We start from the raw sequence: 24,510 nt of genomic DNA, 5'->3' as shown, positions 1-24,510 counted from the left end.
AGCGGTTACAACGACCTTCACCGTTCGGGACTTTAACCCTAGAGTTTATACCCATGCCGGGCACACAATACTAAAGCCGCTCCTTTTTTCAGGGAGCGGCTTTTATATGAATAACAAGCCTAGGGCTATAACAATGGTGACTGTTGCCCCCCAGACTACTCCTGCCACTACGGGCGGATTTTGCTTTTGAACAGATTCATTGCTTTCTTTGGTTGCATTTGCCTGTACACTCTCATCAATGGTCACATCCTGGTGCCTGCTCCTTCTGGCGTTTTTTGACAAGGGAAGGGCTGCTATTAACAGGATCACCCCTGCCCAGATCCCCCACATTCCTATCATTTCACCATCTATACCAGAAGTGATCAGCAGTGAAAGGACAATAAGCACCGTATAAGCAAGAAGGGTGACGACGACGCTTATTTTTAATTTTTCGGCCATTGTTCCCCTCCTTAGAAAGAGTATGATGTATTAATCTTTTTTCCCGTTTTAAAGAAAGTTCCTACATTTTTCATTGATTTTTTTCCTTAAGAATTATATTCTTTAGTAATGAGATGTTAGTTTTCGTCCACGGACTTTATCTGAAACTTAGTAAGAGAGGGGCTGTTGGGAATGCACTGGATGGTAATTTTTACAAGCTTAGTTTCCATTGCTGTTGGAATTTGGTCTTTATTTCTCGTTAAAGCTGGAAACTAATAAAGTAACGGCGCTAGTTTCATACTTATTTCTGCATGTTAAGTCCGCAGAACAAAAAAGGTAAGCCTGAACAGGTTTACCTTTTTTATTTTTTATCTTATCTCTGATTTATTTTTCGGGCAAAGCATCTCAAAATGCTGATGAAGATTAACAAATTCAGCTGGGAGCATTCCACCAAATTCACCGTCCAAATTTAATTGCATATCCCCTTCAACATAAACCTTTATTCGATTTGCCTGGACATACACAATTTTGTCATGATGAATATGTTCACCGTTAAGCGCTTGTCCTCCAAGACGTACAAATTCAGGAAGATTCATTTTTTTAACGATAATCAGGTCAAACATACCATCATTATAGGAAGCCTGTGGACAAAGCTTCTCGAAGCCTCCTACAGAATTCGTATTACAAATAAGAAACATCATAATTTCATCCTCAAAGAGCTTTCCATCATATTCAATTCTTACATGCTGAGGATTAAGTGACCTGAGCTTTTCAAAGCCTTTGACATAATAAGCAAGCTGCCCCATCATCGTCTTTAGTTTACTAGGTGTATCATAGGTTAGTTCAGTGAGTTTGCCAGCAGCTGCAATGTTTACAAAATATTGATTGCCTACCTTTCCTATATCCACGGGTTTTGTGTAATCATCGCACAGAACATCGCACGTTTTTTCAATATCATTCCCATGAATGCCAAGGGCGCGGGCCAAATCATTTGTCGTGCCGGCAGGAATCAGACCGAGCTTGGGACGATAAGGCAATTCAGCCAGCCCGTTGACAACTTCAAATATCGTTCCGTCCCCACCGGCAGCAATAACGACATCATACCCTTTTTCTCCCGCTTTTCTGGCTGCCTCTTTGGCACACCCTTCTCTTTTCGTCATATGAGCTGATGCTTCGAAACCCGCTGTTTCCAGGCGGTCAAGTATATATGCTAATTGCTTTTTTGTTTGTTCCCGTCCTGCTGTCGGATTATAAATGACTCTGGCTGTTTTCATAGGCGTGCGCACTCCTGTTTTCTCAAATATAGAGTTATCCTCAGTAGCATGTCTTTCCTGAGCCACAGAAGAACTCTGAGCTTTTCTGCATGCTTTTTCTGTCAGTAATGCATATCTATAATTAACTTACGCAAATGTACACTTTTGACATCCAGCTCTTACTTTCTACCCTATAACTATATCATTTAATCTTTTCTAAACTCTACTTTTTACTTCCACTTTGCCTAAGAGGTTCTCTCCTTAAAAAACATCAGTGTGTCAGCTTATAAAAGTCATATCCGTCTCTTTAAGAATGAAAACACCTCACAGCAAAATTAAAAACCGTTTCAAGTTGTTTTCTTGTTAATCCCTCATGAGAGAAACATTCTGTTCAATCCTGCCCTTTTGTCTCTTTATATTATATTCTCTGTTTCACTCTCCATAACTTGTTTTCAAAAATGATAACTATCAAAGGATTCAAAGGAATTTAAATCCCTATTAAAAAATATTCATATGGCCCTCGACAGGATAATAAAAAATCCCCGCCTTGTAGAAAGGCAGGGATAAAATACTATCTTTGATCAATTCCTTCTTTTATAAGCTTGTTTACCATTTGAGGGTTTGCTTTACCCTTGGTCTGCTTCATTGTCTGTCCAACAAGGAATCCAAAAGCTTTATCTTTTCCATTTTTAAAGTCTTCAATAGATTGCTGGTTGTTATCGAGAATTTCGTCTACAATCTTTTTCAACTCTCCTTCGTCGGAGATTTGAACAAGACCTTTCTCTTTTACGATCTCCTCTGGGTCTCCGCCCTTTTCAACCAGGTCAGCAAATACCTTTTTCGCAATCTTGCTTGAAATTGTTCCCTTTTCAATGAGAGCGATTAACTTCGATAATGACTCTGGAGTAAGAGCTAATTCCTCAAGCTCTTTACCGTTTGCGTTCATGTACGCATTTACTTCGCCCATCAGCCAGTTAGCTGCCTGCTTGGCGTCTCCGCCCTTTTCAACCGTCTCTTCGAAGTAATCAGACATTGCCTTTGATTGAGTGATTACACCGGCATCATACGCTGAGAGTCCTAACTCATTAATATAACGATTTTTTCTTTCATCAGGAAGTTCAGGAATGGTTTCTTTGATTTTTTCCTTCCACTCATGATCAATGTGAAGAGCTACCAAGTCTGGTTCCGGGAAGTAACGGTAATCATCAGAGCCTTCCTTCACACGCATGAGGATTGTTTCTTTCTTTGCATCGTCCCAGCGGCGTGTTTCTTGTAGAATTTCTCCACCGGAAAGAAGCTCCTGCTCCTGCCGTTTTTCTTCAAAAGCCAGTCCCTTTTGTACATTTGCAAAAGAGTTAAGGTTTTTCAGCTCTGTTTTTGTTCCAAACTCCACTTGTCCTGCAGGACGCAACGAAATGTTAGCATCACAGCGAAGGGAGCCTTCTTCCATCTTACAATCGGAAACCTCTGTATACTGAAGAATAGCTTTTAACTTTTCAAGATAAGCGTAGGCTTCTTCAGGTGTCTCAATATCCGGCTCAGAAACGATTTCAACGAGTGGTGTTCCTACTCGGTTAAAGTCCACCAAGGAATGCTCACCGTATTCATCATGAGTCAGCTTTCCCGCATCTTCCTCCAAATGGAGACGGGTAATACCGATTCTCTTCTTTTTGCCCTCTACTTCAATTTCAATCCAGCCATTCTCACCAACAGGCTTATCAAATTGGGAAATTTGATAGGCTTTTGGGCTGTCTGGATAGAAGTAGTTTTTCCGATCAAACTTTGTATTTTCAGCAATATCACAATTTAAGGCCATGGCTGCTTTTACTGCATATTCAACCGCCCGCTCATTTAACACAGGAAGCACACCAGGATGTCCCAAACATACCGGACAGGTATGGGTGTTTGGAGGTGCTCCGAATTCAGTTGAACATCCGCAGAAAATCTTGGAATTTGTCTTTAATTCTGAATGCACTTCAAGTCCAATGACTGTTTCAAATTTCATTTCCTTATCCCCCCTTACAATTCCGGCTTTTCTTTATAGTATTCTGTAGCTTGTTCATAGGCATGAGCCATTCGGTAGACTTCTCCTTCTTCGAACGGCTTACCAATGATTTGCAATCCTACCGGCATTCCTTGAGAGAAGCCGCAAGGTACGGAAATGGCAGGGACACCAGCCAGATTAATTGGAATAGTCATCACGTCGTTAGCGTACATGGTAAGCGGATCATCCACCTGCTCGCCAATTTTAAATGCTGTTGTTGGCGAGGTCGGTCCTACGATCACATCATAGTTTTGTAAAACTTCTTCAAAATCTCTTTTGATAAGAGTACGGACCTTTTGTGCTTTTTTATAATAAGCATCGTAATAACCACTGCTTAATGCGAAGGTTCCAAGCATAATACGGCGCTTTACTTCATCGCCAAATCCCTCGTCACGAGAGCGCTGATACATTTCAAGTAAGTCATTTGCATTATCTGATCTTACACCGTAGCGCACACCATCAAAGCGGGCAAGGTTGGCTGATGCTTCAGAAGAAGCCAGCAGGTAGTAGCAGGAAACCGCATATTTAGAGTGAGGAAGAGATACTTCTTCCCAACTCGCACCTAGATCCTCCAGCACTTTTAATGCCTCAAGTACCCTGTCTTTAACACCTTGTTCTACACCTTCAGATAAATATTCTTTCGGCACGCCAATCCGCTTGCCTTTGATTTCCCCAGTAATCATGCTGAGAAAATCTGGAACAGGAATATCTGCGGACGTGGAATCCATGTTGGAGTGACCAGCGATTTGCTGAAGAACAAGAGCATTGTCTTCTACTGTGCGGGTAATGGGCCCGATTTGGTCTAGAGAGGAAGCAAATGCTACCAGTCCGTAACGAGATACTCGTCCGTATGTAGGCTTTAGCCCCACAACTCCACAATAAGCTGCCGGTTCCCTTATAGAGCCACCTGTATCAGAACCAAGAGTAAAAGGTACTTCTCCAGCTGCTACAGCGGCTGCTGAGCCCCCGCTCGATCCTCCTGGCACATAATCGGTGTTCCAAGGATTACGAGTCACGAAAAAACCTGAATTTTCATTAGAAGACCCCATAGCAAATTCATCCATATTTAACTTTCCAATTTGAACAGAATTTGCCTTGTTTAACCCCTCAATCACTGTGGCGTCATGAACAGGCTCAAAGTTTGCGAGAATTTTACTTGCACAGGTGGTGCGAACACCTTTTGTCGTAATGTTATCTTTAATTCCGGCAGGTATCCCGAAAAGGGCACCGTTTACTCCCTCTTTTTCCAAAGCTTCATCGAGATTCTTTGCGTGGCTGCGTGCTTCTTCTTCATTTAATGTGAGAAAGGCCTTAACTTTATCATCTACTTCATTGATGCGCTTAAATGAAGCATCAACCAGTTCTGAGACAGTAATTTCTTTGTTTTCGAGCCTTTTATGTATCGTAGAAAAACTCTCTTCTAAAATAGACACGGTGAGCTCCCTCCTTTATTCAAGAATAGACGGCACTTTAAATCGGCCATCCTCATGATCTGGTGCATTTTTGAGTACGTCTTCACGATCCAAAGACGGTCTTACTTCATCTTTTCTAAGAACATTGTGAAGATCTAAAACATGGGTCGTTGGTTCTACGTTTGTTGTATCTACTTCATTTAACTGTTCTGCTGATCCAATTATATCGTCAAGATCTTTAGTGAACTTTTCTACTTCTTCTTCTGTCAAAGACATGCGCGCGAGATAAGCAACGTGTAAGACCTGCTCTTTCGTAATTCTGCTCACTGCCTGTCACCTCCGTTAAAATCGTCCTTTTTCACAATACATTGATGATACCAAATCCAACATGTACAAGCAACAAAAGGCAAGAAAGACAAACATTGAAGAAAGTTTCCCTGACATCTGCTTTCTTGCCGTGCTTTTAATGAATATGGATATATGGTTCCTCGTCGGGCTCTCTTACAATTAAGGCTTCCTCTTCTCCCGAAGCAGTCACACGAATCTGGACTTCAATTTCAGGAGAAAAATGCTGTTCCACCCTGTCAGTCACATGCTGGGTAAATGCTATTACTTCTGTTTTACTGTAAAAACGGATAGGAATCTCAATCTCCATTCTTTGCATCTGGTCATTTTGATAATAACCATTTCCAACTACCCCCACATAGTTTTCAAAGAATCTGTTTATATCATTACTAAATTGATTAAACCTCTCCGCATCTGTTCTTTGCTCATTTTCAGCAGTTCCGGAAGGAAACAAATAATGAGCTTCGTTTAAGGTTTGCCATCCGCCTACGTCCTGGCCGGGATCAGCCACTGCTGTGGCTATAAACTCACCTGGCACAGAAGACTGACGAGGTGCTTCTCTAAAGAGTGCAAAAACGATTGGAACGTCTTCCAATCTTCCGTCTTCCCTGTCTTCACTTCTTAGGCGTTCCAGTACCTCCTGGGCAATCCTTTGGCCCTCTTCCAGACTAACCTCTTCATCGATTTCTTCATCAAACCAGGGACCGTAACTTCCATCATCGTGACGTTCTCTAAAATAATAGGCACTGTTTAAGGAAATTCCTATGGCCAGTCCGCCAATCTCCAAGTTGCCATTTTCATTTTCTGTTACATAATTATGTTCCAGAATATGAGACAAATAGCGAGGAGAATTTCTTTCTCTTTCTTCAAAAGAGCTTCCTTCTCCAAGGGGCGGGTTCAATCCAAGGAGATTCCCCTCGTCGTCTTCATCTTCCGGTTCTTCATAACGACGTAACCAGCTGTTCAAGTCACTTCTCGTAATAAACTGGCCTTCACTAAAGAAATAAGAAGAAGGATCAAATTGATCAGACGCCAGTTCCGTAAGGCCTACCTCCAGCCTTTCTAAGTCCATACGGTTGTAAACCACCGATGTGCTGAACCCTCTGGTCGCTCCATGTCGATACTGTCCGTCCTGTAAAATGCTTCTGTAATAACTGTCCAAACTTGGAATTTCCGGACTCACTTCAACAACCGTGTCTGCTCCATCTTCATCACTTTCTTCCACGTCTGCCGTTTCATCTGTTTCTAACCCGGGCAGGCAGCCTGAAAGTAAAATGAGGGCCGCAAAAGCAAAGCAACCCGCTTTATTAACCATTATTCCCATCTCCTCATTCCCTGATCTCAATCTTATTTATTAGGCACCACTTATAAAGCTGGCTTCTTTTACAGGTAAAACAGCCATGATTTGGATGTCTTGTTTTATCATAGGCTTTTCCATCCAAGCGCTCAAGAGAAAAATAAATCAATTCTCGAAAAGAAGGAGAAGGAACCTTCTCCTTCTCCTTTCCCTTATTACTCCACTCCACCTGTTTCCTCGATAAAACGGTTTTCATCCCACACTTCAACTTCCAGTTTTTTTGCCTTTTCCAGCTTTGAACCAGCATCTTCACCTGTTACTAATAGGTCTGTGCTCTTGCTTACACTTCCTGTGACTTTACCGCCTAAGGCTTCTATTTTCTCTTTTGCTTCATTTCTGGTCAGGAGAGAAAGCTTTCCGGTTAACACAACAGTTTTTCCGTTAAAAACAGAATCCGCTTGTGATTCTTTGTCGGCTTTTGGTCCCGTATAAGTCATGTTAACTCCCAGGCTTTTTAGTTCTGTTAACAGTTCGTCTACTTCCGGCTGGTCAAAGAAGCTCACAATAGAGTCTGCCATTTTGTCACCAATTTCATATACAGCAAACAAATCCTCGTAAGTGGCTTTCTGGAGATTTTCCATCGTTTCAAATTCCTGAGCCAATGTCTTAGCTGCTTTGGAGCCGACAAAACGGATTCCCAGACCGAATAGGAGCTTTTCCAAGGAATTTGTCTTAGAGTTTTCAATGGCATTCAGGAGGTTTTCTACTGATTTCTCACCCATTCGTTCTAATTTTAATAACTCTTCCCGCTCCAGCTTGTATAAATCTGCTACATCGGTTACGAGTTCGTGAGCAAAGAGCTGAGAAATCACCTTTTCCCCCAAGCCGTCAATATTCATTGCATTTCTTGACACAAAGTGAATCAAGCCTTCACGAATTTGTGCAGGACATTTGGGGTTAAGACAGCGCAGGGCTACTTCTTCTTCCAGCCTGACCAGCTCACTTTCGCAAGCCGGACACTCTTCCGGCATAGAAAAGTCTCTTTCCTCCCCTGTCCTAAGCTCGGTAAGCACTCTTACAACTTTAGGGATAATATCCCCTGCTTTTTTGATCACTACTTGATCGCCTATTTTAAGGTCCTTATCCCGGATTAAATCCTCATTATGAAGTGTTGCCCTCTGTACGGTCGTTCCCGCCACTCTAACTGGTGCTAAATGAGCATTAGGTGTGACAACTCCAGTCCTTCCAACAGTCAGGGTAATACCTTCAAGGGTAGTAACCACCTCTTCAGCCGGAAATTTATAAGCTATGGCCCAGCGCGGACTTTTCGCGGTAAAGCCAAGCTCCTGCTGCTGTTTTATGCTGTCTACCTTTATAACAATACCGTCAATTTCATAAGAAAGATCATCCCTGCGGTCAAGCCAACCGTTCACGTACTCAATAACTTCATCTATAGACTCACAAAATTCAGTTTCAGGATTCACCTTAAAACCTGCTTCTTTCATAAAAGACAACGCTTCATAATGAGAAGCCAGACCTATTCCTTTATCGTTGCCAATCGAGTACAGAAAGATATCAAGGTTACGTTTTGCTGCTACCTTTGGATCTAGCTGTCTGAGGGATCCAGCAGCAGCATTTCTTGGATTCGCAAATAGAACTTCGCCATTTTCTTCTTTTGCTGCATTCAGTGCTTCAAACGATTGCTTTGGCATAAACACTTCTCCGCGAACTTCTATATCTGCGTCCTGCTTAATACGCAAAGGGATAGACTTAACGGTGCGCAGGTTGCTTGTAATATCCTCACCTGTTGTTCCGTCCCCTCGTGTAGCTCCACGGACAAAAACCCCATTTTCATAGGTTAATGATACTGCCAATCCATCTATTTTCAATTCACATATATAAGCTGGACTTTCTCCGATTCCCTGCCTTACTCTTCGGTCAAAATCTCGCAGCTCCTGTTCGTTAAAGGCGTTAGCAAGGCTTAACATAGGAATTTCATGCTGGACTTTCTCAAAGTGAGATAAGGGCTCTCCACCGACACGTACAGTCGGCGAATCATTCGTGATGAGATCCGGATTTTCCTCTTCAAGCTTCAATAGTTCCTGCATGAGCTGGTCATACTCCGCATCGGAAACAAGAGGCTGATCCAAAACATAATAATGATTGCCGTATTTATCCAGAAGCTCACGGAGTTTCTTCACCCGCTCTTCAATCTGCTTCTCATCCATGGCTTCCAATCCTTTCTGCTTTGTTTGTCACGATGATAATCAGGATGTGTTTTCATTATTTTTACGGGATTTTAACCTTTTTTTATTGGAGCGAACTTAGCAAACAGCCTTTTAATTCCTTCTTTTGGAAAAGCAATATCAAGTTCAAGGTTCTCCCCTTCACCCTTTTTGCTTACCACGGTGCCAGTTCCCCATTTTTTGTGTTCCGCCTTATCGCCAACTTGCCAGTCAAATTCGTTTCCGCCTGTCGTCATCGTTGCAGGGCGTGAAGAGGCAGTTCGGCCTCCCTGCGGGCTGCTTCCTCCGCGGTTTCGTCCCATCAGCTCCTGGCCGGCACCTCTGCTTGTTTTCATCCAGGCAGGTGTCTCCTTTTTCTCCAACCCGTCCAGCAGTTCTTCAGGAAGCTCCTTAATAAAGCGTGACATTGGATTAGCCTGTGTACGCCCGTATAATTGGCGCATGTTTGCCCGCGTTAAGTGCAGTTCCTGCTCTGCACGGGTAATTCCCACGTAGGCAAGACGTCTTTCCTCCTCCATCTCTTCTGCCTCAAACAGTGAGCGGTTATGGGGGAAAATTCCTTCTTCCATTCCTACGAGAAAGACAAGAGGAAATTCCAGACCTTTGGCAGAGTGAAGGGTCATCATTACAACTGCTTCATCTTCCTCTTCTTCATCCATTTGGTCAATGTCTGCTATTAGTGCAAGATCAGTTAAAAAAGAAATAAGGGATTTGTCATCATTATTCTTTTCAAAATCCTTCGTAACAGACATAAACTCTTCAATATTTTCTAAGCGGCTCTGAGATTCAAGGCTTTTATCTTCTTTTAACATATCCCTGTAGCCTGTTTTTTCTATTAGTTCTTCAACCAATTCTGTCACTGATAAATAATCCTGCTGCTGGATCCAGTTGCCGACCTTATCAGCAAAATCTTTCAGCTTACTTGTCGTACGGGCATTAAGACCGATCTGCTCTGCCTCCTGCAAAGCAGAAAACATGGAAAGATCGTGAGCCATTGCATAAGCTGCAACCTTGTCTACGGTCGTCGCACCGATCCCGCGTTTTGGCACATTAATGATTCTTGCCAGGCTGATATCATCATCAGGGTTAGCAACCAGGCGGAGATAGGCAAGAACATCCTTAATCTCTTTACGGTCGTAGAACTTTGTTCCGCCGATCATATTATAGTTAATGTTTGACTTTAAAAACATTTCCTCAATCACACGGGACTGGGCATTTGTCCGGTACAGTATGGCTACATCAGAATACTTAAGGCCTTTCTTTTGAACCGCTTGCTTGATCTGGTCGATAATATAGACAGCTTCATCACGCTCGTCTGCCGCTTCAAAAAAGTAAAGGTTCTGCCCCTCATCATTATCCGTCCAGAGATTTTTGGGCTTGCGTCCGGTGTTGTTTTTGATCACTTCGTTCGCTGCCTGTAAAATCTTTTTCGTTGACCGGTAGTTTTGTTCAAGAAGAATCGTAACAGCTTCTTCATAATCCTCTTCAAAAGAAAGGATGTTTTGAATATCTGCTCCTCGCCAGCGGTAAATAGACTGGTCAGAATCCCCTACAACACAAATATTCCGGTAACGTTCAGCAATCATGTTCACTAATACATATTGGGCATTGTTTGTATCCTGGTACTCGTCTACGTGAATGTATTGAAATTTCCTCTGGTAAAATTCCAAAACTTCCGGCACCTGTTTGAACAGCTTAATTGTTGTCATAATCAAATCATCAAAGTCCAGAGAATGATTTTTCTTCAGACGCTTTTGATACTCTTTGTACACATCAGCTGCAATTTCCTCAAAAGGGCCATCGGCCTTTTCCGCAAATTTCTCAGGAGAATCCAGAATGTTCTTTGCCGAAGAAATAGCTCCAAGGAGGGAACGTGGTTCAAATTTCTTGGAATCAATATTTTGATCCTTTAAGATCTGCTTAATGACAGACAGCTGGTCTGAGCTGTCGAGGATGGAGAAGTTTCGATTGATTCCTATACGATCTGCATCTCTGCGTAAAATCCTTACACACATAGAGTGAAACGTAGACATCCATATATCTTCTGCTGTTCCTCCAACAAGCTGAGCTACTCTGTCTTTCATTTCTCTGGCAGCTTTATTCGTAAATGTCAGCGCCAGAATATTATATGGAGCTACCCCTTTTTCCCTTATGATGTAGGCAATGCGGTGAGTCAGAACTCTTGTCTTTCCGCTGCCCGCTCCTGCCATTATAAGTAACGGCCCATCTGTGTGCTTAACAGCACGTTTTTGTTCTGGATTCAATCCCGAAAGCATTTTTTCAATAATTTGCTGTTGCACAGTATCACCACCTCAAAACGTATGTTCGTGTAATATTATTATACCTTCCCTTTTGGCATCCTTCAATTTTCTTTTACTTCTTTAACGGCTTTGACTGTTTTTAATGCCTGCCTGCTATTTTCATATATGATGTTGCCCACAACCACAGTATCTGCATAGGCAGCCATTTCCCTTGCCTGCTCAGAAGTTTTGATCCCGCCGCCATAAAACAAGCGGGCATGCTGCAGCGACTGTTTTGCCTTCTGGACAATTTCAGGATCTCCGTATTCCCCGCTGTATTCTACATAGAATACAGGGAGATGAAACATCTTATCAGCCATTAATGCGTAGGCTTCCACATCATCCGCGCTTAACTCTGTATCTGCCTGGGTAAGCTGAGCAGCTTTTGAACTCTTGTTTAAAATACAATAGCCTTCTGTAATAATCTCCTCCCAATTCATTAAATGGCCGAACTCCTTTAACGCCTGACGATGTAAACCTGTCACCCATTTTGTTTGGCCGGCATTTAATACTGACGGGATGAGAAAATAATCGAACCCCGGGGTCAACGCATCCAGGGCCGAGACCTCCAGTGCACAGGCAACGGAATACCTTCGTACTCTTGATAGAAGAGCCAGCGTGTTATCAAACGTAACATTATCACTGCCTCCGATAATAATAGCATCCGTGCCAGATTCACAAACCTTTTCTAACAGATCATCAGCTATTTCCTTGGCTGGATCAAGTTTAAATACATGTTTCCATTCATTATAGGAAAGCATTTATATCCTCCGACTTGTTATTGTTCTGTTCTTCAAACTCTGATTATATCAGAAAACAAAATGATCTCGAAATGGGATCACCCCTAAGATATGTGTCAAATTCTTTCCTTTTTTCCTCTCAGCCCCAGCCTTCTTCAAACTTACTGTATTCCATCCACATATCATCCATAAGACGATAAATTTATTTCTTAAACAGGAGCTTTCGTACCCGTTTTCTAAAACGCTCATCCTTAACTTCCTTCTTGTTTTCATGTTCACTGCAAAGACTTTCCATGACAAGAAATTTAGGTTCATTTACAAGCTGTGGAAAGGGAGGGCGAACATTGTGAAAAGGTGATTCTCTGCCCAAAGCTTGACACCATACATGCACGGCCCATTTTGCCGTAACAGGTCTTATGTTTTCAGTCATAAGCTTTTCGGCTAAGGCCATAGCTTCCCCGTAAGTAATCCCACTATCTTGTTGGAGAATCCTCTCTGGAACCTCACAATTCAAGGCCAGAATCAACGCATAAATGTCCGTTCTATTTTCCCCGTATAACTCGGATAGAGCCTTTTTAAGATGATCTTCTTCTATACACCATGGCAGACCAAAACGATTCACAAATTGACAAACAGATTCTTTCATGTAATCCTTCATTTTCGTCTCCTCAATTATTGTACTCAGCAGATCAAACGGAAAAATAAAGCCTGCATCTGTGTTACATTTGTTTTCCTTTATACAGACTCAAAAAGTCTAAATCATTTGATTTATTGGAATAGGATAAATATGAGAGAAGATTTATCAATCCCCTTTCATATGCACCTTCATTTCTGTAGGATAGAAGAAAACTTAAAGGGTGAATGCATGGTGGAGGAACATATATTACAAGAACGTTTAAATGCAGCCACTGGACGTAAAAAAGCAGAAATTGTTTTTAAAAATATAAAAGTGGCTGATGTATTTAACAAAGAATGGAAAGAAACAGATGTAGCGGTGGAAAAAGGCAAAATTGTCGGGCTGGGTGCGTTTGAAGGTGAAACGGTGATAGATGGCAAAGGAAAGTACTTAAGTCCGGGATTTATTGACGGCCATGTTCATATGGAATCTTCTATGGTTGCTCCAGCAGAGCTGAGCAAAGTTCTTCTCAGTCATGGTGTTACATCTATTGTGACAGACCCCCATGAAATTGCCAATGTTTCTGGGACAGAAGGAATACAGTACATGCTCGACGCCACGGAATCACTGCCTCTGCATGTCTTTTTTATGCTTCCTTCCTGCGTTCCTTCCACTGAATTTGAGAATTCCGGAGCTGTTTTAAAGGCTGAAGACCTCTCTCCTTTTTACAATCATAAAAGAGTGCTGGGCTTGGCTGAAGTCATGGATTTCCCTGCTGTCAGGAAGGGAAGGCCTGATATGATTGAGAAGCTTCTTGATGCCATTAATGGAAATAAGCCTATCGACGGCCATGCAGCAGGGCTGCAGCCGGAAGATATTAACACGTACCGCACGGCAGGCATTTCCACCGATCACGAAGCTGTTACAGAGGAAGAAGCGAAGGCCAGGCTTGAACGAGGCATGTGGCTTATGATTAGAGAAGGGTCAGCGGCTAAAGATCTCACCTCATTGATAGGGGTTGTGACAGAAAAAAATGCAAGCAGATGTTTATTTGTAACAGATGATAAGCACTTAGATGACCTGAAAAGAACCGGAAGCATAAATTACAACGTCCGGCTTGCAATAAAGGAGGGCATCGACCCTGTAACTGCTATTTCCATGGGGAGTTTTCATGCTGCTCAATGTTTCGGCTTAAAGGAAAAAGGTGCTGTAGCACCTGGATTTGATGCAGACCTTGTTTTGCTGAATGATCCCTACAAGCTCGACATCCATGAGGTGTACAGCTCAGGAAAACTGGTCGCAAAAGAGGGCGAGTACTGCGGACCGGATCCAGTTCCGCATCCAGTTCCAAAAAATCTTACTGAAAGTGTTTCTCTTAAGCCTGTCACAGTAGAGGATTTAACAATCAGGTTTAAGGAAAAGGAAGCAAAGGCTCATGTTATTGAAGTGAGACCCAATGCTATTCATACAAGACACGTAGTAGAAAAAGTGCCAGTAAACAATGGTGCTTTCATCTCAGATCACATGTATTTAAAGCTTGCTGTCATCGAAAGACACAATGCAACTGGAAATATAGGCAAAAGCATTGTAAAGGGAATGACTTTTACCGATGGGGCTATTGCATCTACTGTTGCTCATGATTCCCATAACCTTATGGTTTGCGGAGCAAATGATGAGGATATGATCGCAGCAATCGAACAAGTACAGCACCAAAAAGGCGGCATAGCAGTAGTAAAAGACAAAGCAAGTATTGCTTCTATTCCTCTTTCTATATCAGGCCTGATTTCTGACCAGCCTTCTCATGTGGTAATGAGGCAAATTGAAGAAGTAAACGATGCATTAAAGCAAATTGGATTTACTGGTCATTTTGACCCTCTGCTAACTCTTTCGTTTTTAGCACTTCCAGTTATTCCAGAGTTAAAAGTAACAGATAAGGGATTGTTTGACGTAAAGCAGTTTGACTTTCTAAATATTGAAGCTATTGAATAGCCCAGCCTCAGACAGTGATAGAGATGTAAACTCTCTTCACTGTCTTTTTTCTTCCTTTCATACTTCCCCACTTTTTCAAAACATTTACATCGTATGGAATGTATATTAACCTCCTTTGTGAAGTTTTTATGTTAGATAACCTAACATGAATGTACTATCTGCTTTTTTCCCGTGTTAGTGTAAGTACATAGAAATCAAAGGAGGCAGTAAAGCAATGAGACTACATAAGCTCAAAAACTTACCACCTCTGTTGTGGAAAACGGGCTCACCAACATCCAGACGGACCTGAAATCAAAATCCAATAAAACACCATGAGGCTAATTATTAAAAAAATTAATTTATATTCAACAAATGGAGGAAGATTATGTTAACACCAAGTACAGGATATTTAATTTTGCTAATATTCGGATTGTTTTTCACCACTCTAACCATTGTCATGCATAGACGCAGAGGAAAGGAAATGACCGCAGAACAATTTAGTACTGCCGGCAGAAGTGTTGGTGTCGGCCTGGCAAGCGCTTCTATCATTGCGGCATGGACGTGGGCAGCTACACTGATGATGTCGTCATCTACCGGCTTTCAATACGGAATCAGCGGTCCATACTGGTACGCAGCCGGCGCTTGTATCCAGGTCCTATTATTTGCTGTTGTAGCTCTTCACTTGAAACGAAAGGCACCAAAAGCTCACACGTTCTTGGAATTTATCGGAAAACGGTTTGATAAGAAAAATCATAAACTTATGATGGTGTTTGCCCTCATGACAAATATTATTGTAACTGCCATGGTTATACTTGGCGGAGCGATTGCTTTAAATTCACTAACTGGGATGAATATTTACGCTGCTGCTTTCTTGATTCCGCTGACTTTCACCATTTATACAATGATCGGCGGTTTAAAAGCTTCTTTTATAGCAGACTACTTAAATACTGTAATGATATTTGTTATCTTAACGATTTTTGCAACTGTTGTTTATCTGAATTTTGGCGTATCTACTGTATACGAAGGACTCAGCTCACTTCCTGAGTCACAGCAGATGCTTACTATGGCCTCTATCCCTGGATTGTTTTTCGGGATGATCAATATTATCGGAAACTTTGGCGCGGTATTTGTTGACCAGTCTTACTGGCAGCGTGCTATAGCAAGTAAAGACAGCGCTGCTTCCAGAGCTTATATTTATGGCGGGATTGCATGGTTTTCCATCCCATTTGCGATTGCTACCTTCTTAGGGGTAAGTGCAGCAGGTCTGGGATTAAGCATAACTGATCCAGATGCCTCCGCTCCCCTCATGGCAGCTCATTTATTAGGTTCTGTCGGGTCAATTTTATTCTTAGTGATGTTGTTTATGGCTGTGATGTCTACTGGCGCAGCCGAACTTACAGCCATTACAAATATTGTCGTAACTGATATTTATCGTAAATCGATTAACCCAACGGCAAGCAGTAAACAAACATTAAAAGTATCACGTATCGTTACTCTTAGCTTTGGACTCTCTATGGGATTCCTGTCTATCTTACTTTTCAACATAGGAATAGGTTTAGGTTTTGTTTACATGGCTATGGGTATTTTTGTAAGTGGTGCCGTTATTCCATTAACGTTAGGACTGCTTTGGAAACGCGCAACCAACACAGGATGTTTTTACGGAGCATTGTTAGGGATGATTTCTGGTGTAACCGTGTGGGTCACGACTGCTTACGTCTCTTATGGACAAGTCAGTGTTGCATCCTTGGGAGAACTCAATTCTATGCTGGCCGGTAATGTTACTGTATTTGCCGTAAGTGGAGCCATTTCTATAGGACATGCCTTGCTCTCTAAAGAAGAATTCGACTTTGAAGCGTTAAAAGATCAGTTTAAAAGCTTTGATGATGAAGTAGAAGAAGAAGGTGCACTTGAATCCGGTGCAAGGAAGGAAGTAGTCTAAGCATGGAAGAAGATAAGCAGTTATTAAGAGATGCTAAATTGTGTACAAGATGGGTATTCGGACTAACATTTGTGTTGATCATTCTTTTCCCAGGAATCATGTTTATTACAGGATATAATTACAGCCTGCAATTTTTCAAAGGGTGGACATACCTTGCGTTTGGCTGGCTGGTGATCGCAGGTCTCTATATAGCCATCCGGCCATGGGTGGAGTACTTCAAGGAAAACAAAAAAGCCTCTTAATGAAAGAAACGGGTCAGCCTCAAGCAGGAAAGCTTTTGAGGCTGACCCTTTTTTCTGTTACCGAGGTACATACCATAAAACAAGCTCAGAGCAGCCATTGCTCTGAGCTCGTTTTGTTATCTTTGATACTCATTAATAATTTCTTTGACCTTCCCCTGCACGTGATTCATTTCTTTTTTCAGCTCAATGAGATCATTACTTAACCACCGAAAGTGCCATGCTCCCTCTTCTACTTCTGTCACTGCTCCCCTGGTTTTTGCAGCCGTTCCTAAAAAGCTTTGAAATTCAGCCAGTGAGTTTCTATGTAATGAAGGAGAAACCACCCAAATCGTTGCATAATAAACAAATGTATCAAAACCGCCTAGGCCCAGCTGCCTTTCATTCTCAGAGGGCGAATAAGAAAAACGGTCAAAACAAAGGAGCTCCTCATCTTTTGTAATTTCAAAAAGGGTATCTACTGCTTTGTACTGGAAGGACTCATCTTTATCCTTTCGCCCTGGGGCAAGGATATCTCCCCAAACCAGATGAGCACTGTCGTTCATATGCACTCTGGTCTCACTCAGAAATCTTGCATCCTGAAATGGAATAACAGACTCTGGAGCGTATTCTAAAAATGCATTCTCCCCTACCTCTACATGAAACCTCTGAGTGCTCCACAAGCCCTCTTTTTCAGGATAAACCTTTGTAGCTGACTGAGGGATCATGCGAACATGAGCATTCTCCCCTAAACGAAAACCAAAGTCGTTTTCATCCCCTGCTACCATTCCTCCAGAGGTTTCTACCAAATAAACCACAGCTTCTTCCTCGCTTTCTGGATAAAGAACTCTGCTGACTCTTAGAGGGGGATGCTGGTACACTTTGTTAAGGACAGTTTTGTTATTTTTTTGAATGAAGGACAAGGTGAGCTGTCCTTTTAGATTTAACCTCTCTTTAAGAGCCACTCTTTATTTCTCCACTCTTTTCAACATCTTCAAAGAGCAGGGAATGCTTGATCCATGAAATTACTTCCTCAATTCCCTCGGAGGTCTTTTGGTTCGTGAAAGTAAATGGACGCTCCCCTCTCGCTTCTTTTGCATCCTTTTCCATCTGGTCCAGGTCAACTCCTACATAAGGAGCAAGATCAATTTTATTGATGACTAGAAAATCAGAACGAGTAACACCCGGGCCGCCTTTTCTAGGAATGTCCTGACCTTCAGCTGTATCGATCACATAAATAAAGCCGTCTACAAGCTCAGGGCTGAACGTAGCGGACAAATTATCTCCGCCGCTTTCCACAAAGATCATATCTAAATTGTTGAATCTGCTCTTTAAAGCATCAATGGCTTCAAAGTTCATAGAAGCATCTTCTCTAATGGCAGTGTGCGGGCAGCCCCCTGTTTCCACACCGATGATTCGGTCTTCTGATAACACCCCATGCTTGGCTAAGTACTGAGCATCCTCTTTTGTATATATATCGTTTGTAATAACCGCAAGTTCATAATCCTCATGAAGAGCTCTTGTCAGTGTCTGAACTAAAGCCGTTTTCCCGGAACCAACCGGCCCTCCAATACCAATTCTAACTGGTTTCATATTTCTACCTCCATATTATGAAATGAATAATCTTGTTCGTAATGTTTCATGTTCCATTGAAGCCAGTTCCAATCCAATAGCTTGGTTTCCTAGTTTCTCTAATGTAAAAGATTGAATTTCTCTGGCTGCTTCCGTGAAGATAGGGAGTAATTCATGAATGAGTTCAACTCCTGTACTTTGCCCTAAGGGTACTGACCTGACCGCATTATGAATGAGCCCGCTGACTGAGGAGTAAAGGAAGGCACCAAGTGCTTCCTCCTTACTAAATCCCATAGTGGCTGCGTACGCCCCGTACACGATGGGATAATGCCCTTTTCTTTCCTTATCCTTCCACAAGGTTTCTAACTGAGCTAATTCTCCGTTTGGGTGCAACAGGCTGACAGCTTTAAAAAATTGCTTCCCCATCATCAGGCTGCCATCTCTGGACTCCTTGGCCAGCTTCATGCCATGACAAAGCTTTTCCAGCACCTCAACCTGCTCCCACTCCTTATGAAGAGTCTTCTCGTATGCTTCCTTTACTAACAATCCATCCCCAGTCAGAAGGTTGCCGTGAAGGTAAGAAAGGCAAAATTCCTTTAACGTCTTTTTATCTTTGACCAGGTCACTTTGAATATAGGTTTCCATTCCGAAAGACTGAGTGTACGAGCCAATAGGAAAAGCTGAATCATGTATTTGCATTAAATGAAGAAATTGATAAGTCATCTTAATGAGAGTGCCCTTTGTATTTAAATGGCTTTTGAAATCTTCTTTCTTCTTCCCGGTAATTTACACCGGCATCTTCAAATAGGACAGGCAGCGTGGAATCATAGCGGACAACAATTTCATTATCCTCTATGATGCATGGTGTATGTCTGTTCCCTAATTCAAAAGCAGCCTTTCCCATTTCAACCATGGTTTGAGGAGTAACTACATACACCTTTTCAAGAGAGGTACGGACAACAACCTGCACCTGTTCGTCTTCATACAAAATGTCACCGACCTGCAGGTTTTCCCCTTCTTCTAAGGCAATGGCTACATCTCTTCCTTCGGATGTCTTTTTTCTAATAATTCGTTTGCTAAGCTCTTCCCAGTCCAGCTCCAGCCACTCCTGGCTTTTTCCGCTGCTACTCTTTTCAGAAATGTTTCCCAATGTTTTTTGTACATACATAGCTGTCACCCTTCACCTTTTAAAATAAGAAATAACGCTGGGCCATTGAAACTTCTTTTAACGGCTCACATTCTATTTTTTCGTTGTTGACAAGTACTTCATAGGTTTCTGGATTAATGGAAAGTTCCGGGGTCTCTGTGTTGTTTTTCATGTCTTTCTTACCGATATCCCTGCATCCTTTTACTACCCCGATTTTCTTATTAAGTCCCAGCTTTTCATGAACACCATTGCCATAAGCACTTTGGGAGAGAAACGTAAAAGTGGAGCTGCTTAATGCTCTTCCATAGCTTGCAAACATCGGGCGCTGAAAAACAGGCTGAGGAGTTGGGATAGATGCATTCGGATCTCCCATTTGCGCATGAGCAATATGACCGCCTTTGATGATAATTTCGGGTTTCACCCCAAAAAAGGCAGGGTTCCACAACACAAGATCAGCCCACTTTCCATTCTCTATTGATCCTACTTCGTGGCTGATGCCATGGGTAATCGCAGGATTAATTGTGTATTTGGCAATGTATCTTTTTGCACGTTCGTTGTCATTAGTTTGTCCTTCTGTAAGCAAACCTCTTTGCTTCTTCATTTTATCGGCTGTCTGCCATGTACGTATGATTACTTCACCAACTCTGCCCATTGCTTGAGAATCGGAAGAAATCATACTGAGAACACCAAGGTCGTGAAGGATGTCTTCTGCTGCAATGGTTTCCGGACGTATCCTTGAGTCTGCAAAAGCTACATCCTCCGGAACATTATGATCAAGATGGTGGCAAACCATTAACATATCCAGATGTTCATCGATCGTGTTATGAGTAAAGGGACGAGTCGGGTTAGTGGAAGAAGGCAAAACATTCGGATAGGCTGCAATTTTCATGATATCAGGGGCATGTCCCCCTCCTGCTCCTTCCGTGTGATATGTATGAATCACTCTGTCCCCAATAGCATTAATCGTATCTTCTACAAATCCTGCCTCGTTAAGAGTATCCGTGTGAATCGCCACTTGGACATCAAGTTCATCAGCCACTGACAAGCAGGTATCAATGGCAGCGGGCGTAGTTCCCCAATCTTCATGAAGCTTCAAGCCTATAGCCCCTGCCTCCACTTGCTCTCGAAGCGTTTCCTTGCCAGAACCATTCCCTTTCCCTAAGAACCCTAAGTTAACTGGAAAGGCCTCAGCTGCTTCAAGCATTCTGTGAATGTTCCACTCACCCGGCGTGCATGTTGTAGCATTCGTTCCCGTTGCCGGACCGGTTCCCCCGCCTATCATTGTGGTCACTCCAGAAGAAATCGCTACCTCAATTTGCTGAGGGCTGATGAAATGAATGTGGGCGTCAATGCCTCCTGCTGTTAAAATCTGTCCTTCGCCGGCAATCACTTCGGTAGAGGGACCAACTATCATATTATCGTCCACTCCATCCATAATGTCCGGATTTCCACCTTTGCCGATTCCTTCAATTCGCCCATTCTTAATGCCGACATCAGCTTTATAAATCCCTGTGTAATCAAGAATTAAAGCATTTGTAATAATAAGGTCAAGGACCCCTTCTTCTCTTGTTCTCACACCATTTTGACCCATGCCGTCACGGAGGACTTTCCCGCCGCCGAATTTAGCTTCGTCTCCGTAGGTAGTGTAGTCCTTTTCAACTTCAATCCATAAATTTGTGTCAGCCAGGCGGACCTGGTCACCTGTCGTCGGCCCATAGGTCCCGGCATATTGTTTTCTGGATATTTTCATTATTACACTCCTTTGAACCCTTTTTCTTTCGCTTTCTGCACCGCCTCTTTAGACTTATCAAGGTCTCCCTCTGTTAAGGCATTTAACCCGAAAAATCTCTTATTACCTCCGCATTCCACTAATTCGACTTCTTTTTCTTCCCCGGGCTCAAACCTGACAGCTGTCCCTGATGCTACATTTAAACGCATTCCAAACGCTTCATCTCTGGGAAAAGATAAAAATCTATTCGCTTCGAAAAAATGATAATGAGAGCCCACTTGAATCGGGCGGTCTCCCGTATTGCTAACCCTTATGGTTTTTACCTTCCTGCCTTGGTTAATTTCAATAAAACCTTCCTCTGTACGAATTTCGCCAGGTTTCATACCACCATTCTCCTTTTTTATATGATTGGATTATGAACGGTTACTAATTTCACGCCGTCAGGGAAGGTCGCTTCAACTTGAACATTATCTATCATTTCTGGCACGCCTTCCATAACATCCTCGCTTGTAAGAACCTCTTTTCCGGTACTCATTAGCTCTGCGACTGTTCTCCCATCCCTGGCCCCTTCTAAGATGAAAGAACTAATCATAGCTACAGCCTCAGGATAATTTAGCTTTACCCCTCTATCCTTTCTTTTTTGAGCCAGCTCTCCAGCCATGAAAATCATCAGCTTCTCTTGTTCTATTGGTGACAATTTCATTTCCTTCACCCTCTCTTTTCATGAATATATAGTATCGAACTTTTATGTAAGAAAACTTACCTCAATTGCGTTAACTAAATTCACTTCCCTACTATAAATTTTACTGTATTTTGAAATAACAAGTAAACCTATATATTAAATATTTTGATAAATAATCTAACCTAAATACACTTTTCTTCAATAACCCATGGTAATTTAAAAATGTGCTAATTTTCACACTATTTTACATATGGATGGAGGCGTGTGTAGTTGAAGAAAGCAAACAAACCTTTGGTCATGCTTTGTCTTGCATTACTCCTTGCTGTTTTATTAACAGCATGTGCAGAGAACACCGATTCCTCTGCTGACGAAGCGGAAGGTGCAGATCCGGTACCAGAAGCAGGTGATGTTGAAGATTCAAGTACAGAGGACATTCCTGAAGCCGGAGAAGAAGTAGTCGTTGAGGACGATCAAATTCCCGTCGGCATCCTTCATTCCCTCAGCGGGACAATGGCTATGAGCGAAACATCATTAAGGGATGCAGAGCTCCTTGCTATTGAAGAAATAAATGAAGCAGGCGGCGTCCTCGGTAAAGAGCTTGTCCCTATTATTGAAGATGGAGCCTCAGACTGGCCAACCTTCTCGGAACGGACAGCTAAACTCTTACAGCAAGATGAGGTTCCTATTATCTTTGGAGGCTGGACTTCCGCCAGCCGCAAGGCAATGCTTCCTGTAGTTGAAGAAAATGACGGGTTATTGTTTTACCCGGTGCAATATGAGGGCATGGAAGCTTCACCTAACATTTTCTACTCCGGTGCAGCCCCTAACCAGCAGATCGTTCCTGCAGTAGAATGGCTCCTTGAAAACGAAGGGACAGAATTCTTTCTTTTAGGTTCTGATTATGTCTTTCCTCGCTTGGCAAACCAAATTATTACGCTTCAATTAGAAGCACAGGGAGGGACTGTTCTTGATGAACAGTACACCCCGCTCGGCCACACCGATTACAACACGATCATCTCAAGAATCCGCGACGAACAGCCGGAAGTTATCTTTAACACACTGAACGGTGACAGTAATGTGGCCTTCTTTAACCAGCTTGCCGATGCAGGCATTACCTCAGATGATGTAACTATCATGTCTGTAAGTGTCGCTGAAGAAGAAATCCGTGGAATTGGGGCAGATGTCCTTGAAGGTCACTATGCGAGCTGGAACTATTATCAAACGACGGATACCCCGGAAAATGAAGCATTCGTCGAGAAGTACAAAGAAGCTTACGGAGAGGACAGAGTAACTGGAGATCCTATTGAGGCCGCTTACTTCATGGTTCATTTATGGGCGGCAGCAGTAGAAGAAGCTGGCACGACAGACGTGGACGCTGTCCGTGAAGCCGCTGCCGGAATTGAAATTAATGCTCCGGGAGGTCCGATACAGTTTGATGGAGAGAATCAGCACGTTTATAAAACTGTTCGAATCGGCGAAATTCAAGCTGACGGTCAATTTGAGGAGATCTGGAATTCAGGAGAGCCTGTAAAGCCTGACCCATTCCTGGAAAATTATGAGTGGGCAGAGGGATTAAGTGATTTCGTGCCGGAAGAAGAATAAGCAGACGAAAAAAGGTAGCCTTGGTGAATGCCAGGGCTACTTACCTTCTATTTACCCTAAGAAGGAGGTTTCACTATTGGAAAGCTACTTAATACAAATATTTAACGGCCTGAGTCTCGGTTCGATCCTTCTTCTTATCGCCCTTGGCCTGGCAATTACGTTTGGTTTGATGAACGTTATTAATATGGCACATGGAGAGTTAATTATGATAGGAGCCTATTCAGCCTATATGGTTCAAATGTTTTTTATCACATATGTCCCTGCTCATCTCTTTGACTGGTATTTCATCCTGGCCATTCCTTTTGCATTTCTTCTTGCTGCAGGAATAGGCTTGCTCCTGGAACTCACTGTCATAAGACACTTGTACGGAAGGCCTTTAGACAGTCTCCTCGCCACGTTTGGTGCAGGCCTTATTTTGCAGCAGGCAGCCAGAACGATATTTGGAGCTCCCAATGTAGGGGTGGAAAATCCAAGCTTCCTCACTGGCGGTATCCAAATACTGTCTGTCACCTTACCCTATACGCGGCTATTTATTATTTTATTGGTGGCTTCCTGCACTTTTCTTCTTTACCTCTATTTTTACAAGACATCAAATGGCCGCCGCATTCGGGCAGTGATGCAAAATAGAGACATGGCTAAATGCGTAGGAGTCTCCTCTCGCAGAATTGACGCCACGACCTTTGCCTTAGGAGCAGGGTTTGCCGGTGTGGCAGGTACGGCTCTTTCATTAATTGGGCCTGTCGGTCCAACCATAGGTACCTATTATATTATTGATGCTTTCATGGTGGTAGTTGTAGGCGGTGTCGGTATGCTTGCCGGAACCATTGCAGGAGCTTTCGGGATCGGGATTTTCAATACACTATTTGAATACTGGACGAATGCTTCACTGGGAAAAGTACTAATTTTTGCTCTTATTATTGCCTTTCTTCAATGGAAACCGTCCGGAATTTTTTCACTTCGTACGAGATCCGTTGACTAATACC

Annotated in this window: 22 protein-coding genes; 5 read left to right on the top strand and 17 right to left on the bottom strand. The window is 42.6% G+C overall.

What is annotated here, in order from left to right; genetic code table 11:
* Positions 1-102: 102 nt before the first annotated feature.
* From ACFPU1_RS14280 to ACFPU1_RS14235, 10 genes are all read right to left on the bottom strand, one after another.
* Positions 103-438, bottom strand: a complete 336-nt coding sequence (locus ACFPU1_RS14280; RefSeq protein ID WP_385942409.1) for a hypothetical protein — start codon at positions 436-438, stop codon at positions 103-105.
* A gap of 347 nt (positions 439-785) precedes the next feature.
* Positions 786-1,691 (bottom strand): diacylglycerol kinase, encoded by a 906-nt coding sequence (locus ACFPU1_RS14275; protein ID WP_385942406.1) that lies wholly within the window; start codon positions 1,689-1,691, stop codon positions 786-788.
* A 550-nt stretch (positions 1,692-2,241) separates the two neighbouring features.
* Positions 2,242-3,675: an Asp-tRNA(Asn)/Glu-tRNA(Gln) amidotransferase subunit GatB gene (gene gatB, locus ACFPU1_RS14270; protein ID WP_385942403.1), complete on the bottom strand. Its 1,434-nt coding sequence runs from the start codon at positions 3,673-3,675 to the stop codon at positions 2,242-2,244.
* Between the two features lie 14 nt (positions 3,676-3,689).
* Positions 3,690-5,147 (bottom strand): Asp-tRNA(Asn)/Glu-tRNA(Gln) amidotransferase subunit GatA, encoded by a 1,458-nt coding sequence (gene gatA, locus ACFPU1_RS14265; RefSeq protein ID WP_385942400.1) that lies wholly within the window; start codon positions 5,145-5,147, stop codon positions 3,690-3,692.
* 15 nt (positions 5,148-5,162) lie between these two features.
* Positions 5,163-5,453, bottom strand: coding sequence for an Asp-tRNA(Asn)/Glu-tRNA(Gln) amidotransferase subunit GatC (gatC, locus tag ACFPU1_RS14260; RefSeq protein ID WP_100397849.1), 291 nt, complete (start codon positions 5,451-5,453; stop codon positions 5,163-5,165).
* Positions 5,454-5,589: 136 nt separating this feature from the next.
* The gene (locus ACFPU1_RS14255; RefSeq protein ID WP_385942396.1) at positions 5,590-6,786 is read right to left on the bottom strand and encodes a CamS family sex pheromone protein; all 1,197 of its coding nucleotides are present in this window, start codon (positions 6,784-6,786) and stop codon (positions 5,590-5,592) included.
* Positions 6,787-6,983: 197 nt separating this feature from the next.
* Positions 6,984-8,996, bottom strand: coding sequence for an NAD-dependent DNA ligase LigA (ligA, locus tag ACFPU1_RS14250; RefSeq protein ID WP_385942393.1), 2,013 nt, complete (start codon positions 8,994-8,996; stop codon positions 6,984-6,986).
* A 71-nt stretch (positions 8,997-9,067) separates the two neighbouring features.
* A complete protein-coding gene (gene pcrA / locus ACFPU1_RS14245; protein ID WP_385942423.1) occupies positions 9,068-11,290 on the bottom strand; it encodes a DNA helicase PcrA in 2,223 nt (740 codons plus the stop codon).
* Positions 11,291-11,376: 86 nt separating this feature from the next.
* On the bottom strand, positions 11,377-12,075 hold the full coding sequence (pcrB, locus tag ACFPU1_RS14240) for a heptaprenylglyceryl phosphate synthase (RefSeq protein ID WP_385942391.1): 699 nt from the start codon (positions 12,073-12,075) through the stop codon (positions 11,377-11,379).
* A gap of 181 nt (positions 12,076-12,256) precedes the next feature.
* Entirely contained in the window at positions 12,257-12,712 is a 456-nt protein-coding gene (locus ACFPU1_RS14235) for a hypothetical protein (RefSeq protein WP_385942389.1), read from the bottom strand.
* Positions 12,713-12,919: 207 nt separating this feature from the next.
* Between ACFPU1_RS14235 and ade the strand changes: the two genes are divergently transcribed.
* The 3 genes from ade (at position 12,920) to ACFPU1_RS14220 (ending at position 16,819) form a co-directional block, all read left to right on the top strand.
* Positions 12,920-14,659 carry an adenine deaminase gene (gene ade, locus ACFPU1_RS14230; RefSeq protein ID WP_385942386.1) on the top strand — a complete coding sequence of 580 codons (1,740 nt, stop codon included), beginning with the start codon at positions 12,920-12,922 and terminating at the stop codon, positions 14,657-14,659.
* 364 nt (positions 14,660-15,023) lie between these two features.
* Entirely contained in the window at positions 15,024-16,577 is a 1,554-nt protein-coding gene (locus tag ACFPU1_RS14225) for a sodium:solute symporter family protein (protein ID WP_385942383.1), read from the top strand.
* Between the two features lie 2 nt (positions 16,578-16,579).
* Entirely contained in the window at positions 16,580-16,819 is a 240-nt protein-coding gene (locus ACFPU1_RS14220; RefSeq protein WP_054635966.1) for a hypothetical protein, read from the top strand.
* A gap of 116 nt (positions 16,820-16,935) precedes the next feature.
* Here the strand turns inward: ACFPU1_RS14220 and ACFPU1_RS14215 are convergent, their stop codons facing one another.
* The 7 genes from ACFPU1_RS14215 to ureA are packed head-to-tail and all read right to left on the bottom strand — an operon-like array spanning position 16,936 to position 21,946.
* On the bottom strand, positions 16,936-17,760 hold the full coding sequence (locus ACFPU1_RS14215) for an urease accessory protein UreD (RefSeq protein ID WP_385942380.1): 825 nt from the start codon (positions 17,758-17,760) through the stop codon (positions 16,936-16,938).
* Positions 17,750-18,388: an urease accessory protein UreG gene (gene ureG, locus ACFPU1_RS14210; RefSeq protein ID WP_385942377.1), complete on the bottom strand. Its 639-nt coding sequence runs from the start codon at positions 18,386-18,388 to the stop codon at positions 17,750-17,752. Before ureG ends, ACFPU1_RS14215 begins: the two co-directional genes overlap by 11 nt.
* A gap of 15 nt (positions 18,389-18,403) precedes the next feature.
* Positions 18,404-19,090, bottom strand: a complete 687-nt coding sequence (locus ACFPU1_RS14205) for an urease accessory protein UreF (RefSeq protein ID WP_385942374.1) — start codon at positions 19,088-19,090, stop codon at positions 18,404-18,406.
* A gap of 1 nt (position 19,091) precedes the next feature.
* Complete coding sequence (locus tag ACFPU1_RS14200) at positions 19,092-19,535, bottom strand: urease accessory protein UreE (RefSeq protein ID WP_054635964.1); 444 nt, start codon at positions 19,533-19,535, stop codon at positions 19,092-19,094.
* A 19-nt stretch (positions 19,536-19,554) separates the two neighbouring features.
* Positions 19,555-21,264, bottom strand: a complete 1,710-nt coding sequence (gene ureC, locus ACFPU1_RS14195) for an urease subunit alpha (RefSeq protein ID WP_385942371.1) — start codon at positions 21,262-21,264, stop codon at positions 19,555-19,557.
* Positions 21,265-21,266: 2 nt separating this feature from the next.
* Positions 21,267-21,626, bottom strand: coding sequence for an urease subunit beta (gene ureB / locus ACFPU1_RS14190; protein WP_100397835.1), 360 nt, complete (start codon positions 21,624-21,626; stop codon positions 21,267-21,269).
* Positions 21,627-21,643: 17 nt separating this feature from the next.
* Positions 21,644-21,946 carry an urease subunit gamma gene (gene ureA / locus ACFPU1_RS14185; RefSeq protein ID WP_054635962.1) on the bottom strand — a complete coding sequence of 101 codons (303 nt, stop codon included), beginning with the start codon at positions 21,944-21,946 and terminating at the stop codon, positions 21,644-21,646.
* Positions 21,947-22,222: 276 nt separating this feature from the next.
* Between ureA and urtA the strand changes: the two genes are divergently transcribed.
* Entirely contained in the window at positions 22,223-23,527 is a 1,305-nt protein-coding gene (gene urtA / locus ACFPU1_RS14180; protein WP_385942420.1) for an urea ABC transporter substrate-binding protein, read from the top strand.
* 76 nt (positions 23,528-23,603) lie between these two features.
* On the top strand, positions 23,604-24,506 hold the full coding sequence (gene urtB / locus ACFPU1_RS14175; protein WP_385942366.1) for an urea ABC transporter permease subunit UrtB: 903 nt from the start codon (positions 23,604-23,606) through the stop codon (positions 24,504-24,506).
* The last annotated feature ends 4 nt before the right edge of the window (positions 24,507-24,510 follow it).

It is taken from the genome of Thalassorhabdus alkalitolerans, from assembly GCF_042656525.1.
In the GTDB taxonomy this organism is placed as follows: Bacteria; Bacillota; Bacilli; order Bacillales; family Marinococcaceae; genus Thalassorhabdus; species Thalassorhabdus alkalitolerans.
This window is presented reverse-complemented; position numbering and strand designations above follow the sequence as displayed.

Coding starts and splice junctions, on each gene's coding strand:
- ACFPU1_RS14280 (WP_385942409.1), bottom strand. CDS start 438: ATGGCCGAAAAATTAAAAATAAGCGTCGTCGTCACCCTTCTTGCTTAT.
- ACFPU1_RS14275 (WP_385942406.1), bottom strand. CDS start 1,691: ATGAAAACAGCCAGAGTCATTTATAATCCGACAGCAGGACGGGAACAA.
- gatB (WP_385942403.1), bottom strand. CDS start 3,675: ATGAAATTTGAAACAGTCATTGGACTTGAAGTGCATTCAGAATTAAAG.
- ACFPU1_RS14255 (WP_385942396.1), bottom strand. CDS start 6,786: ATGGTTAATAAAGCGGGTTGCTTTGCTTTTGCGGCCCTCATTTTACTT.
- ligA (WP_385942393.1), bottom strand. CDS start 8,996: ATGGATGAGAAGCAGATTGAAGAGCGGGTGAAGAAACTCCGTGAGCTT.
- pcrA (WP_385942423.1), bottom strand. CDS start 11,290: ATGCTTTCGGGATTGAATCCAGAACAAAAACGTGCTGTTAAGCACACA.
- pcrB (WP_385942391.1), bottom strand. CDS start 12,075: ATGCTTTCCTATAATGAATGGAAACATGTATTTAAACTTGATCCAGCC.
- ACFPU1_RS14235 (WP_385942389.1), bottom strand. CDS start 12,712: ATGAAGGATTACATGAAAGAATCTGTTTGTCAATTTGTGAATCGTTTT.
- ade (WP_385942386.1), top strand. CDS start 12,920: ATGGTGGAGGAACATATATTACAAGAACGTTTAAATGCAGCCACTGGA.
- ACFPU1_RS14225 (WP_385942383.1), top strand. CDS start 15,024: ATGTTAACACCAAGTACAGGATATTTAATTTTGCTAATATTCGGATTG.
- ACFPU1_RS14220 (WP_054635966.1), top strand. CDS start 16,580: ATGGAAGAAGATAAGCAGTTATTAAGAGATGCTAAATTGTGTACAAGA.
- ureG (WP_385942377.1), bottom strand. CDS start 18,388: ATGAAACCAGTTAGAATTGGTATTGGAGGGCCGGTTGGTTCCGGGAAA.
- ACFPU1_RS14205 (WP_385942374.1), bottom strand. CDS start 19,090: ATGACTTATCAATTTCTTCATTTAATGCAAATACATGATTCAGCTTTT.
- ACFPU1_RS14200 (WP_054635964.1), bottom strand. CDS start 19,535: ATGTATGTACAAAAAACATTGGGAAACATTTCTGAAAAGAGTAGCAGC.
- ureC (WP_385942371.1), bottom strand. CDS start 21,264: ATGAAAATATCCAGAAAACAATATGCCGGGACCTATGGGCCGACGACA.
- ureB (WP_100397835.1), bottom strand. CDS start 21,626: ATGAAACCTGGCGAAATTCGTACAGAGGAAGGTTTTATTGAAATTAAC.
- ureA (WP_054635962.1), bottom strand. CDS start 21,946: ATGAAATTGTCACCAATAGAACAAGAGAAGCTGATGATTTTCATGGCT.
- urtA (WP_385942420.1), top strand. CDS start 22,223: ATGCTTTGTCTTGCATTACTCCTTGCTGTTTTATTAACAGCATGTGCA.